The 14,384-nt window shown below is 41.4% G+C and carries 11 protein-coding genes and 1 pseudogene; all 12 read right to left on the bottom strand.

The window, feature by feature from the left end:
• Positions 1-65: 65 nt before the first annotated feature.
• Positions 66-2,585: a response regulator gene (locus G636_RS19545; protein ID WP_051226801.1), complete on the bottom strand. Its 2,520-nt coding sequence runs from the start codon at positions 2,583-2,585 to the stop codon at positions 66-68.
• Positions 2,586-2,735: 150 nt separating this feature from the next.
• A complete protein-coding gene (locus tag G636_RS0109080; RefSeq protein ID WP_026507798.1) occupies positions 2,736-3,038 on the bottom strand; it encodes a HigA family addiction module antitoxin in 303 nt (100 codons plus the stop codon).
• Between the two features lie 13 nt (positions 3,039-3,051).
• A complete protein-coding gene (locus tag G636_RS0109075) occupies positions 3,052-3,333 on the bottom strand; it encodes a type II toxin-antitoxin system RelE/ParE family toxin (RefSeq protein ID WP_026507797.1) in 282 nt (93 codons plus the stop codon).
• A gap of 179 nt (positions 3,334-3,512) precedes the next feature.
• Positions 3,513-6,938 carry a glycosyl hydrolase family 18 protein gene (locus G636_RS19540; RefSeq protein WP_051226799.1) on the bottom strand — a complete coding sequence of 1,142 codons (3,426 nt, stop codon included), beginning with the start codon at positions 6,936-6,938 and terminating at the stop codon, positions 3,513-3,515.
• Between the two features lie 673 nt (positions 6,939-7,611).
• Positions 7,612-8,550 (bottom strand): GNAT family N-acetyltransferase, encoded by a 939-nt coding sequence (locus tag G636_RS21070; RefSeq protein ID WP_081668343.1) that lies wholly within the window; start codon positions 8,548-8,550, stop codon positions 7,612-7,614.
• Positions 8,551-8,907: 357 nt separating this feature from the next.
• The gene (locus G636_RS0109055; protein WP_026507795.1) at positions 8,908-9,663 is read right to left on the bottom strand and encodes a zeta toxin family protein; all 756 of its coding nucleotides are present in this window, start codon (positions 9,661-9,663) and stop codon (positions 8,908-8,910) included.
• A gap of 329 nt (positions 9,664-9,992) precedes the next feature.
• Positions 9,993-11,234, bottom strand: a complete 1,242-nt coding sequence (locus G636_RS0109050; protein WP_026507794.1) for a hypothetical protein — start codon at positions 11,232-11,234, stop codon at positions 9,993-9,995.
• Positions 11,235-11,240: 6 nt separating this feature from the next.
• A complete protein-coding gene (locus G636_RS0109045) occupies positions 11,241-11,756 on the bottom strand; it encodes an RNA polymerase sigma factor (RefSeq protein ID WP_081668342.1) in 516 nt (171 codons plus the stop codon).
• A gap of 266 nt (positions 11,757-12,022) precedes the next feature.
• Positions 12,023-12,244 (bottom strand): annotated as a pseudogene (locus G636_RS21170) (ATP-binding protein); the annotation flags it as partial.
• 29 nt (positions 12,245-12,273) lie between these two features.
• Positions 12,274-12,918 (bottom strand): AAA family ATPase, encoded by a 645-nt coding sequence (locus G636_RS0109030; protein WP_026507791.1) that lies wholly within the window; start codon positions 12,916-12,918, stop codon positions 12,274-12,276.
• Between the two features lie 242 nt (positions 12,919-13,160).
• A complete protein-coding gene (locus tag G636_RS0109025; RefSeq protein ID WP_026507790.1) occupies positions 13,161-13,820 on the bottom strand; it encodes an HD domain-containing protein in 660 nt (219 codons plus the stop codon).
• Positions 13,821-13,830: 10 nt separating this feature from the next.
• On the bottom strand, positions 13,831-14,268 hold the full coding sequence (locus tag G636_RS17965) for an NUDIX hydrolase (protein ID WP_051226797.1): 438 nt from the start codon (positions 14,266-14,268) through the stop codon (positions 13,831-13,833).
• Between the last annotated feature and the right edge of the window lie 116 nt (positions 14,269-14,384).

Below are 14,384 nucleotides of genomic sequence, written 5' to 3'. Positions count from 1 at the left end.
CTCCTTGCTATACGGTCATATAGCTTAAGTGATCCGCCTGTCAAAACTATCTCTATTTTCAAATATCAGTTACCAAAAAAATCATTTACCTGTGATATAAGCTCATCCCTTCCAAGCTCTTTGAAATTATTTCTAAGGACCCTGCCTCCCTCAAATTCACTATTTATTTCGTTATCTTTATCAAGAACTATGAGCTCTGTTTCATGCTTTTCCAGATAGGACCTTGCCTGCTCCCCGGACTTGACTACCACTACCTTGTAATCATCTGACAGCCAATCTTTTGCCCTGCGCAAATGATCAACGTCATTATCTATCAGCAATATGCTATGCCTGCTATCAGCGGCTTTATCTGCAATTTCAGTATCCGGAGATCCAAGCTCTTTATCATCAATATCCGTCTTCTCAATAAGGTCCTGAGGCAGATACCTCATAAGCATACTTTCAAGCCTGCCTGTATCAATAGGCTTTGTCAGATAATCGTCAAAGCCTGCATTAATGTACATTTCCCTCATTCCGGAGATCGCATTTGCAGTAAGGCATATTACAGGGGTCTTTTGGTTTGGCGAGTCCTTGCACTCTCTCATTTCCTTCAGAGTCTCTATGCCATCCTTATCCGGCATCATATGATCGAGGAAGATCACATCGTAGTGCTTTCTCTTAAAGCGAGCTATGCCGGCATCACCGCTGTCTGCAGTATCTATCTGCATTCTTGTTTCACTAAGAAGGCTTACGAATACCTTGAGATTAACCTCAGTATCATCCACCACCAGTATTTTCGCCCCCTGCGCCACAAACTGTACTCTGTACCTTTTTCTCTCACTAAGGAAATGCTTAAAGGCCGATTCAAAGTCGCCAAGAGGCTCCCAGTCTGCAACCTTTTGCTTAAGGTCAAAGGAAAACTCCGATCCCTTGCCATATTCGCTTTCCACCCGGATCTTACTTCCCATCATATTCAGAAAACTCTGGGCGATAGCCATCCCCAGTCCTGTTCCTTCTATATTTCGGTTTTTCTTTTCCTCAATCCTCTCAAATGCCACAAATAGTTTATCAAGATCTTCTTTCCTGATACCTATTCCCGTATCCCTCACACTTACATGTAGGATCACTTGATCTGCATCGTCCTCGCATTTATTTGCGGTTATAGCAAAAATGACACCTCCCTCTTTTGTATACTTCACCGCATTTGAAAGGATATTGGTGATGACCTGTTTGATCCTAATTTCATCGCCATGTAATATTCTTGGTATATTTCTATCTACATCTAGCTCAAAGCTAAGGCCCTTTTCCTCCGCCCTGTTCTGGACCATGTTTACGAGATCATTTAATAAGGACACAAAATTGTAATCCACCTCCATGATCTCCATCTTGCCGGCTTCTATCTTTGAAAAATCCAGGATATCATTGATGATCCCAAGAAGGGTATTTCCTGCAGTCCTGATGCTCTCTGCATAGACAAGAGTCTTCTCTTCCAGGCTGCTTCTAAGGATCATCTCATTCATGCCTATAATGGCATTCATGGGAGTCCTGATATCATGGGACATCGTTGAGAGGAAATGGGATTTGGCTTCGTTTGCCTGATTTGCCGCCTCTGCTGCTACCTGAAGCTTTCTGTTAAAGCTAAGGATTATCAGCAGATTGCAAAGAAGCAGGACCAATAGGCCTGCTGACACAATTCCAAGAAGCATCCAGTCTATAGACCTGTTGACCGTAAGCTCCTTAGTGGGAATATAAGCTACAAGATACCAGGACTCCAGGCCACTAAGTGGAGTATAAGCGATCACACTGTCAGCATTTTGGGAATTACGGATATGCATGGATCCTATTCCCGTGCGGATAGTTTCTACCACCTTGTTATAATCCTGGGCGGACATAGGGTTGTAAGACTTAAAATACTCAAAGAAATTGCTGTTTTTGAGAGACTTACCATGGATCATGTAGTCTCCATCCCAATCTATTATTGAGATCTCAACATTCTCATACTCGCCCTTTAAGAATACCAGCTTTTGCTCAAGGCGGCTTACGGGTACCACTCTAATGAGAAGTCCTTCCCGCATTGCTTCAGTTTTTTCATCCCTAACTTTTACATTATTCAGGAAAGCTATGGACTGGACGCCGTTTAAGGGATTGGTATAGGCCCTTGTGAGGTTGACCACACCATTTACATTACTTATCTCCAGGTTTTCAAAAATAGGAATATTGGAATAATCAATTGAATAATCTGACTCATCAGTAGTACTGGCAGATGTGGAAATGCCTGCCATGGAGCCGTCATCAATATAGATAAGGTGCCCTGATATTTCAGGAGAAATCTTGGCTTTTCTGATATATGATATAGCATCATCAATGGTCATTGGAATCCCTGCTTCCGCAGACCTGTTTATATAATTGGACCAGATATCGCACAGATGCTGCTCATCCTCCAGATAATTGGCGATAATCTGCTCTGTGGTCGTTGTCATCTTCTCAAAAGACGCAACAGAAACATGGTTTGATTCTGATGCCCTGTCATTGGCGTATTTCACGATAATGAACAGGATCAAACCTACTATCATGATATTAATGATGATGATATATCTCTTCTTCAATCTGCATCCTCTGTAATAAAGTCAAGATATCACATATCAATACAGATTATTTTTACCATTTAACGTGAATTAATGTTATAAAAATAAATATATATCATAGATTTAGTACTTTGCTTGCAAGCTTTTCCCTGAACCTGACATCATGTTCCTTTATCCTTGCATCAGATTGCAAGGTCTGATATCGGACATATCAACAATCTTACCTGATACCTTAAGCATATCCAGATCATACTGATTTTGAATATTCAGCCAGAACTGCGGAGTAGTCCCAAAGTACATTGCAAATCTCATAGCAGTGTCAGCTGTAATTCCTCTCTTACCGGTTATAATATCACTGATTCTTGACTGAGGAATGTGTACCTCCTTAGCGAGTCTATATGCTGTTACATTCATAGGTTTCAGAAATTCTTCCTGTAATACTTCTCCTGGTGATACAGGTTCTAAATTCATCATAATAGTCACCTCCCTAGTGATAATCACCAACGTCTTGAATGATCACATTTCCATTATTCCAATAAAAACAGATTCGATATTGATCATTAATTCTAATACTATACTGTCCCTCTCGATCACCTTTTAATTCTTCAAGATGATTGGACGGAGGTATTCTCAAATCATTGATGCTTGCAGCCGAGTGAATCATTATAAGCTTTCTCCTCGCTGTCTTCTGAATATCATGAGGTAGCTTTGTCGAAAATTTCATATTCCATATTTTTTCGGCTTCTTTGTCACGCCATTCTGTTATCATTTGCTTCTGCTCTCCATTAGTACTTCTGCTTTAAAGATACATTTTTTGATCCATATTGTCAACTATCTTCTCAACAGTTATCGTTCTCTTCACCTATGATCTTAAAACAAACAAAGGCAATCAACATAAGAGAGGCATATCACAAGGATATGCCTCTCTTTGTTTAGTTTACATTATTATTATTGGATTTTCCATGGTCCCCATGCACCCTGAGATTCAGGATTATCTCCCTGAGTCCACCATGCGGCTTTGTAAACCTTGCCGCCGTAGCTGACCATATCGCCTGCTACATAGACCTGTGTGGCATTCCATTCAGGATAAGAGCCCAAAGAGGTGTCAGGAGTACCAGTATCGCCTGCAGGCGGATTTGTAGCATCTCCTGTAGCCGGGCCGCTTGTTCCGCCTGCGTCCGAACCGGCATCCAAGCCGCTTCCGGTATTGCCTCCGGAACCGGCACCTACACCGGGATTATTTCCCACAAGCTTCCATGGGCCCCACTGCCCCTGACTTTCAGGGTTGTCGCCCTGAGTCCACCAAGCAGCTCTGTAAATCTTGCCGCCATAGCTGACCATATCTCCTGCTAGATAGACCTGTGTGGCATTCCATTCAGGATAGGAGCCTGAAGGAGCGTCAGGACCAGTACCTGAGCCTGCATCAGGATCTGTATTGTCTCCCAAGCCTGGATCCGTACTGTCACCGATGCCAGGGTCAGTAGTGCCGCCTTCATCTGAACCAGTACCTGAACCGGTACCGGGATCTGTGATAGTTCCATCATTTTCTACAACGGGAATTCTGTCCATGGCTGCAGCCATAGCACGGCCCCATTCATAATTATTGGTAGCATCCCAGTTAATGGACCAGGTCATAACACCTCTGAGTGTAGGATATGAACGAGGAGCTGTAAAAGTACCTGAAGAAGTGCCATTTACCAGTGCATTGACTGCACCTTCCAAAACTGAAGGTGTCACATAACCACTGCCTGCAGCGCCTGAAGTGGAAGGAACACCAACAGCCACCTGATCAGGGCGAAGTCCAGCTTCGATTATCAGTGTTGAAAGGGATGTGATGAAGTCTGCTGTTCCGGGATTTACTATCACATCATTGTAGCCTACCATGCTTCCTGAATTATAGAACTGAGGGTAGCATACGGTCAGAATATCTTTGATCTGCAGAGCAAGCCTTAAATATGAAGTGGTATAATCGTTATTTGCAAGTCTTCCAGCCTGAATATAGAAGGTTTCAGGTGCCATGGTGATGATAAAGCCGTCTCCGAAATGGTCGTGCACTTTTCTTAAAGCAGATGCAATATAGTCAACTCCTGATACCGCTGAGCCTTCCAGATCAATGTCCACGCCTTCAAATCCATATTCCTCGATAATGCTTATAAGTCCGTTTGCAAATCTGTCTGCAGCTTCTGCACTATTAATGGTGATACGTCCTTCAGCACCTCCTACAGAGATTATTACGTGCTGGCCCTTTTCCTTCAAAGCAGCAATATCGCTGATAAATTCACTTTTGCTATATCCGCCCAAAGCACGGCTCAGATCATCGTCCAGACTAAAGGTCACTTCACCAGGAACAGAAGTGTTATCTGTAAAGGCAACGCATATCATGTCGTAATAGGAAGGCACATCGCTAAGTTTCAGATTGGCCGAGCCGTTGATGAAATTGTGCCAATAGCCTGTAACCATATGCTGAGGAAGCAGGCCGTTATCAGTATAGTGGTTTTCCGGAGTAGTACCCTCATGCTGATTGTCATCATCGCCGATTTCAGTGTCAGGAGTAGTACCCTCATGCTGATCGTCATTGCCTTCAGGATCGCTGCCGGGAGTGGCAGAACTGCCTGCGCCATAGACAGACTGAGTACCAAACTCATCAAGACTTGTAAGGATTCTCTGTGTCATGGTGATGCCTTCGATGTCATTAACATCGGCATCGCCGGATGTTCTCAAAGTAAATGTATGTGAGCTTCCGGGTTTCATGGACTTTGCAGCATAAACACCTGACAGATCCACCACGGTCACATCGCCCTTTGTGCTTACCTGACCGCATTCAGAGCCTGCGCTTAATGTGTTGCCGCTCTTTGTGGAAATGTAAAGCTTTGGAAACATCACAGTCTTTTTGAACAACTCAGCATCCTTAAGCGCTGTGTTATTTTCACTTGCAAGTTCATTGTTTTTAATGGTGAAAGTATATGTGTTGCCGCTTGCGCTGACAGATACTTCAGCCTTGATATCTCCTGTTTTTATATCCTGTACGGGAAGCGGAGCATTTCCATAAAGAGATTCCTTCATGGTTCTTGTTATGCTGTTTGCGCTGTCAAGGGAAGCCATCCAGGAGATAAGTCCTCCAAGACCGTTTTCTTTTACATACTGTCCCTTAGCTGCAACGGAGCGCTCGTTGTCACAGGTAAAGAAATAACCTGTGGAAGGGCTGTAATAATATGCAGCCTGGGCTACTTCATCATAGTATTCATTAAGCTGATATTTTGCCTTCAGGCTTTCGATATCTCCGTAAGCGAAAGTGCCGCTCATAACGCCATCGTCAGCGCGAACAGAGTTGGGCTCTGCTGTAGCATAAAGCCCCGGATTTGCAGCATCTCTGCCATCAGACTGTACACCTGCCCAGCCCCTTGTGTAAGGAGCAACTCCGATCACAATCTTGCTGTAATCAATGGAATTTCCATAAGTATTCCTTAAATACTGAACACATGCATCAACCGAGTAAGCACCGTCCTTCTGATTTACCGGATCGTATGCAGGATTGGTGTAAAGGGCAGTCTGGTGACCTGTATAGCTATTCCATGCGCCATTCAGGTCGTAGGTCATCATGTTTGCAAAGTCTACAATTCCAAGGACCTTGTCGTATTCGATCTTTGACATCATAGAGGGCGAAGCAGACATTGCTACAGAAAGCTCATAGTACTTTTGGTTGGCATCTCCAAGTTTGCGTAGCTCGTCACGTATTGCCTGCAATAATTTAGTGAAGTTAACTGTGTCAGCTTCAGAGCCGGGGCATCCTTCATCGATAGTCACACCGTTGCCCGCAGGATCGCTCTCGCGAACTGCAGTGGGATATTCCCAGTCTATGTCCACAAAGTCAAATCCCAGGTAATCAACGAACTTTGCAATGTTTTTTGCAAAATGTGCTCTCTTATCTGCAGAAGCAGCAACCGCCGAAAAATCTCCCGAACGAGTCCATCCGCCAACTGAGACTCCTATCTTCATATTGGGATATTTGGTGCGAAGAATACTCATTGCACCGAGAACACCTGCGTATGGCTCTCCATAGGTAAGACCGGTCTGTTCCGGAAGGATCGCAAGAAAATCCGCGTGCTCATCACACAGTACCAGATCTCCGTTTGAATCCATGTCAAGAAATGCAAAATTTAAGTGAGTGATCTGACTTCCGTCAATTTTGCCGGGATAAAAATTTTTCTGTCCCGAATAAATTGACCACTCGCCGTAATACATTACATTGCGATAAGCAGGCGCCTCACTGGCAGCCAGAGCCTTCTTCGCCCCAAGCGGTGAAATGACTGTGGCGAAAACCATAATAAGCGTTAAAGCCATAACTACTAAAGACCCAAATCGCTTTCTTTTCATTTACATAAACCTCCTATTTGTAAAATACATATCAATCCGGCATTCTGTGCGGATTGAAAAGTTACATGAAGAGTATATGTTACAAAGATGTGTATTTTCAAGCAATAACTTGTTATATTTTGACTTAAATTGGCATTTTGTCAGATAATAACAATTATATTAATAAAAGTCCATGGATTTTAGTAGTATATATATAAATTTGTATACAAATACAAAATATTGTATACAAAACCCGCAAAGCCTTGTAAATACACGCTTTGCGGGTTTATCTTTTCAATTCTGGAAAAGTATTAATGCTTTATACCTATTTTGTCAATCCACGTAATATGTTTTAATATATCATTAAAGAAAGCGACATACATCAAACACATTGTTCTTAAGATACTAAATGTTTTAATCAGTCAAGTAAATATTCAACCTCATCCAGCTTGTAAGATTCTTAAAAAGAGTGAATGCAAAATAATTGCAACCATTTTGCAACAACAAAAATGGGAACCCACTGCCCGCGCGGATTCCCACATTTATTCGTCTACTCCAGCTCCCTAACCAGACCTGTGTCTTAAACATTTTTGTTAGGGTTTTCTGTTGCGATTTGACTTCATTTGGTTTCAGCTGTCCATATCACACGGACTGTATCAGCTAATGTTATCAAATTGTTATCACGGGAGTGTTATCAAAGAGTCATTACATATATCTGACATGGATTCCACTCATCCCACAAGGTCGGGAACACTTCAAACTCTTTGAACCCGAGGGACAGATAAAAATGATTGGTAGCATCATAATCTTCGTATCGTCCCATCTGAACCGTCTTAACTTGCATAAACGAATAACCCGCTTGCTTGGCCTTTTCTCTCGCCTGTTCAAAAAGTTTCCTTCCAACACCTTTTCTGTGGTAGTCTTTCAACACTCCCATAACGCAGAGTTCTACGGTTTCTTTTCCCGTCTCTTTAAGGCAAAGAAAACCTATAGGTTTTTCTGAATCATATGCCACAAAAAAAGGCTGAGATACACTTTCTCTTATGTATTGTTCCCTAGATTCAGGAATTCCAAACCAATCAGGAAGCGCTTCAAGTATTGTTCTGGAAATCAACTGCTTCTCTGTTGGTTCCTCTACGTTAATAATTCTTATGCCCACATCCTCAAGCTTATCATCACCTTCAAAGCGATAAACTAAATTATAGCTGTCGGGAACATCATCATCAATATAACCGGTGTCAACGAATCCAGCCTTCTCATAGACATGTATTGCTTGCGCATCTTCCATTTTAACGCAAACTTCCACACAGTCATATTTCTGCTCATCTTTAAGCCTGGCAAGAATAAGTTTCAGCGCTTCAAATCCATATCCTTTGCCCTGAAAATTCCTATCGATCATAAACTGCTGCAATTCATAGCATGCCGGTTCATCATCCATATCCCTTACCATAGCCAGTCCTATGGGAGTTCCGTCAAACACAATTCCAATGACATTTGCCCTAGAATAACGATAAACATACCCTCTTGCCAAGATGCCAATATTACTTGCCAGATAGTGTTTTTGATTTTCATCAACGGATAGTCCGGCAAAGTCCATCCAGTTCTCTTCACTTAATTCAATTAAGTTGACCATTTTATAATCCTCCGATTTTTTATTGGAGGGTCAAATTTCGCGGGCCCTCCGTACACGATTATTTTTTTTCATAAAAGATCACTCCTTTCTTCCTGTGGTTGATAAATTGCACTTTCACGCTTTAGTGTATTATAGTGCATATTTTGACTAGTTTCAATATTTTTTTGTTGGTCATTATCATTATCATAGGCCATAACGGCATCTCTAGCGTCATCTTTATGTCCTCTCAGCTTTATACTGTTCTACTATTTTTTGCTTAGCCTTTAGTGGATTAAGCACTGACGGCTTTTTTACTCCACTTTCAGGAAGTCGGGTTCCTTCTCCCCGTCCAACTCTGCCAGAATTTGCTGATGCAGCTTAATTTCTTCCAGGTCTGTTAGCTGTTTCCCGTTTTCCTTCTTGAATAACCTGATTAGTATTAGTGCCATCTCCCCTATCTCGTCCTGAATTATGTAGTCCGGAGCGTTCAGATTGGATCCTCTCGATTTCCATAATTCCCTTGCTTTCTTCAAGTACTGGACTTTCGCCTCTTTTAGCGTCATTGTTCCATTTTGCATATCCATCGATAATACCTCCTTTTGAAAAAGCTGCCTTAAATGCGTCAAATGTTTTCTCGATTTTGTTCCCTTCCCGTATATTGTTGTACTCATCAATCAACTCTGGTTTCAGATATCGATTCTGAGTGACAAATCTTCCAAGTAACCTACCCATAGCCTTGTTATGTGGCAAATCAACATAATGAACATTGATTTTTTTATATCCGTGTTCCTGGGCTGTTTTAACAATATCCTCAATTTTCTTGTAATTGCTGCCCACCTTAGGAATTACCACATTTTCATGCATTTTAAAGCATTCCAGCATCTGTGCATTTGAAATGTCCTGAGATTCTCGATGAACCAAATCTGCCCCAAAACCATTATTAAACTCTGGGAGCTGTTTTTTAGCTTCATCATTGTCAACAATTCTTGCTTTATAAAATTGTGAAAGGGTATCTACTATCGCGGAAGATTTTCCAGACGCAGGTAAGCCAATTACTATATCTAAATGACCACCTCTCTCAACAATTCCATTATAGACCGTTTCTTTGCCGGGTTCAATAACGGCAGACCGCATATTTTCAAGCTTTTTTAATGCAGCTTCTCTTCTTTCTACCAGAATCTCCGGTGGATACTTGGTCGTGTCAATTTTTTCTTTTTTATATTTTATGAGAGTATGTGACAGGACATTGTAAACGGTGTCGAATTCCCATAATAAAATTTAGGAATAAACAGGAAGGGGCCGGGTGATAATCCAGCCTCTTCCTATTCTGATCCTGTATCCTCATTGAGGCATCATTTAACATCTCTTCAAATGCATGGCACATAATAACTCTCATCAAAACTGCACTTACAACAGTAATAGCGCTTCCGGTCTCCCTTGCATCACTATATGCTCAGCTATAATTACATGATATGCTTCTCTGCATTGATCATACTTGTATTTGCCACCTGCTTTACAACATCAAATACTGAGCCCATCATGCCCATAATGCCTCCGGACTCTCCACCATTCTCACCAGGTTTGAGTGATCCCACCATAGCAACGTTCTTAGCTACAGTATGAACAGCACTTTCCTGTTCCTCTGTGCAGGAGACTTTTGCGCAGTTCTTAATCTGAAGCCTGTCACAGATAAGCTGTGGTTCTACATCCTTATCTATGGAAAGCAGAGCGCAGTTTACTACTCTCACGCCCTTTTCATTAGCCATAAGAAGTGATCTGTCAACTATTGCCTTAGCACTGTTGACTATGCTCTTTCCTTCAAATAAATACTCCACCACATCCGCGTTAATATCAACATGTTTCATATCCTGATACATGCTCTCCCTTACAATAAGGGTCCCTGTTACAGTGAGCTTTTCCAACTTATCAAGCCTTGTAAATTCTGTTGATACTGTAAGATCTCCGTCAACATACAACCTGCTTCCACTTTTATCAAACAGGGCGTCATCTAGTTCTGCATCGCCTTTTACAAAAGTCATTTCTTCAGGGATTACATTTATCCTGGTTGAAATATCAAATAATCCGGCAAGCTTCTCCACCTTGCTCTCACGCATGACCACGCAGGGAGTCTCAAATCTCACATTCTTCTCCACTAACTTGTCTGCGTCAACTGCGTCTTCGATAATAAGCTTTTTCGCGATATAGTACTTTTCGTTTTCCTTAACCCGGAGCGGAAAGAACTTATCCATAACAAATTTTGAATCAAGCATGACTGCATCCTCAGGATAAATTACTGTTGGCCCATTTATGAGCATTTTGTCAGTATACCTTTTCATACTTCTCGGGCAGTATAATGGACCATTTATAAGCATATATACATACTGTTCCATTACCTCCTCAGAGCCGGGCTCGATTGTGACTTTTCCATTAGCGAGCAGGATTACCTTATTCTGTGGTTTTGACCCCTTTGAAATAACTTCTTTTCCATTACTAATCCTGCTCTCAACAATCTCATCCTCAGCCACATCGACAATCGCCTCACTATTGATAACAGCCCCAAGTTTGTTCAGAATCTCCCTGCTCCTTGGGCTGGCAATAAGCACTTCTGCATTTATGATTATCCTCTTATATCCTTCGTAAACATCTTCCTTCATCTGTCTTGAATCACATACTTCTACATTTATAACAAGATTTTCTTTTGACATTCCTCTTCACCTCTTCCAATAGTTTTTCATTGATGTTCTCAGTGTTTTTCTCGCCATACTGATCTCATATCTGACTGTACCTGATGGCATCTCAAGTATCTTTCCGATATCTTCAGCGGTATAGCCTTCCACATATCTCATGTACATTATTACGCCCTGCCTGCCCGGAAGTTCTTCCAAAAGCTGCGACCACTCTATCCTGGAATAATCTTCAGGCTCCTCCATCGATTCCGGAATATCATCATCCGGATTTTCCCTTAGTGTTCCGGCTCTAACTACATCTATGTAGATGTTGCGTGCTGTTCTATAGAGCCATGATTTCACCTGATTTTTATGAAGTGTTTTCAGCAGCTCCTGATTTACAGTTGCCCTGACAAAGGTTTCCTGAACTACATCTTCCGAAAGCTGTCTGCTGTCGCACATTCTGTAGATGTATGCAAGCAGATCTTTATTAAATTGTTGAAAAATCGCTTCAAGTTCCATCGTTTTCTTTTCTCTACAGCACTCTCTCCCATCCTCCATATTTCTGCAAGCGGCACAGAATACTCAAGTCGCTCGCTCTTGGCCCATGCTGGTACAGAGTATGCATTCCCCATAACGCAGCCAGAGCCATATATTTCCATGTACATATTTCGGGTATCCATGACGGTTCCTCCTTCATGTGAAATACCCTTCGGCCGAAAGGTCTTTTTGTCCTTCTATTAGTTAAGACGTAATGGATAGAAAAAGTGTTGGAAAATTTTTAAAAAGTTTAAAAAGGCGGCAAGAACCAGTCCTGTCGCCCTGTATGCCCGTTCTCTGCTTCCGGTATCATTGTTTCTTCTAATTGGCACAACGCCAACATCAACTTGATATCCTCTTGCCCTCAGTTCATTATAGACAATACTTTCCATCAAGTGAGTTTCTTCAACCTGACGAAATCCAAGTCTTGCATTACGAAGTCCTACATCTTCAAAATAATATTTTAATGGTGTTCCAATGTACTTTCCGGCCTTTAACGTTATCAAATTGTTATCACAGGAGTGTTATCAACACCAATCTAAACTAATCCTAGATGCTTCTCAACCAAAGAAACTGTTTCTTCTACGCTTCTTTTGGTGTCTCGCTCAATCCAGAAATAGTTTCCTGCCTTTATTTGCGCATATTTTTCTGCATTAAGCGAATATAGAGTTTCATTACAAGTTCTTTTCGCACTTTCAAAATCAGTCGCACTGTGTATATAATCACTGAACCCCTGATGATCCGGCCTATTGCAGTAATCGTCAACCAAATCGGTAGGTTCTTTGATCATAAAAACTACTCTTGATGGATCTGACAATAAATCAGCCTGTTCTACTGTCAAATGGCAATCGCAAATGACCTTTGTATTTTTAGAAAGTCTGATCAAATCTAACACCACAAAATCAAGTTGTTCGCGAGTATTAGAGACCAGCCAATTCCGATACTCCTCAACAGACCTTCCAAAGAATTCGTCAGCATCTGTAAAAGTCATATTCATAGCAGGCTGATGCTCAGCATTTGACAGCAACTGATGACTTGGAAACATCTCATCAATGTCATAAACTTGAATACCATATTTTTTTCCTAATGCTCTTGATACGGTAGTTTTTCCTCCGCATGGTGTTCCGGTGATAAAATATACGTTTTTTAAATACTCTTTAATTACATTATCTTGAAATATCATAATGCTTCTCCTTTATTTATTAGTATGCTTTTTATCTACTTTATAAGCATGAAACTAATAATAAAGTCTCATGCTATCAGATATTTCTTAATCTCAAAAATGCCACCATAGTAGTATTCTCCCTTCATTATCATTAAATAATATGTCTATTGTAGATAATCACTATCTAAATATAGATATCACGTTTCTCTATCATCTGTGCAGATTTGCTTCTGCTCTCCGTTCTTAATACTATACGATTTTCAAAATATAATTCTTTTACTGTTTTCTACCTGGCTGACAAGTTTTTCGAAGAACTGTATGTAGAAAGACAGACGGGATCTCCAAAGTTCCTCTGCTGCTTTCGTTCCCAAAGGCATATCTATGATCTCACGAAGCTTTTCAAGACGCTTTTGGGCGTAATCACGTTTTTGTTCGTATTCCATTCCAAGAAAGCCGTCATGACTGAGAATCTCGTGAATGCGGTAAACATCAAAGCGATCGATATTGTCAGCGTCACCCACAGAAAGCGCAAAAGGCGTTCTTTCTCCTTCAAAATCTGCTTTGTCATCTACATGAATAGCTATTCCATAGCAGATATCGTTTATTCGATCTTCTGACAGACCCAGCCCCGCGAGAAATGAGCGAGCCAGTTGCGCTGCCCGTCTTCCATGTTCGATCCAGCCGTTCTCTCCGAAATCCTCACAATACGAAATGTCGTGAAGCAAGCAGGCTATTACCATCTCCGTTTCATCAAATCCTTCTTTTCTCGCAATCTCAAGACCTATATTGGCCACCCTGTAGGTATGCTCTAACCGATAGTTTTTGCCCGCTAAATGCTCCTCAGCGTTCAGATATAAAGAATCCTCAAAAGCCTTTTTCAAAAAATCTTCAGTTTGCTCTATTAGCTTATGTTTTAACATATTCCGTCCCTCATTTCAGTTCTTCAATAAAATTAAGCATCCTCTGTGTTGCCAGTTCATTGCGGGGCATTGAGCGTAGTTCTTCTACCGTAACCCATTTATATGCCGATGTTTCACCTTCCTGTAATACCACACTATTTTTATCAGCATCTGTCTCGCACAGATAGTTTACATATATTGATTTATGTAGGTGATGTAACACACGGCCGACTTCTGTAAGCTTGTCAGCTTTGATTCCGGTTTCTTCAGAGAGTTCCCTTAACGCACATGTTAGTGGGTCTTCTCCCTGAAGTGCAGACCCGCCTGCCGTGGCTTCCCACATTCCGCCCAGATGTTTTCTGGGATCTCTTTGCATAAGTAAATAAGTACCATCGACATGTCTTACTATAATTTCGCATACAAGGTGAAAAACTCCATTTGGGACTTCTTCCCCACGTACTAATGTCATTACATCAATCCTATTTAGTTTTCCATCATAAGCGTTATTCGTAACTTTACATGCTTCCTAATTCCAGTTTTTCAAGCAGATTATTTAAAGGTGTGGACTTATTTATTCTGGTGCAT

The sequence above is a fragment of the Butyrivibrio sp. MC2013 genome (genome assembly GCF_000424585.1).
GTDB lineage: Bacteria > Bacillota > Clostridia > Lachnospirales > Lachnospiraceae > Butyrivibrio.
This window is presented reverse-complemented; position numbering and strand designations above follow the sequence as displayed.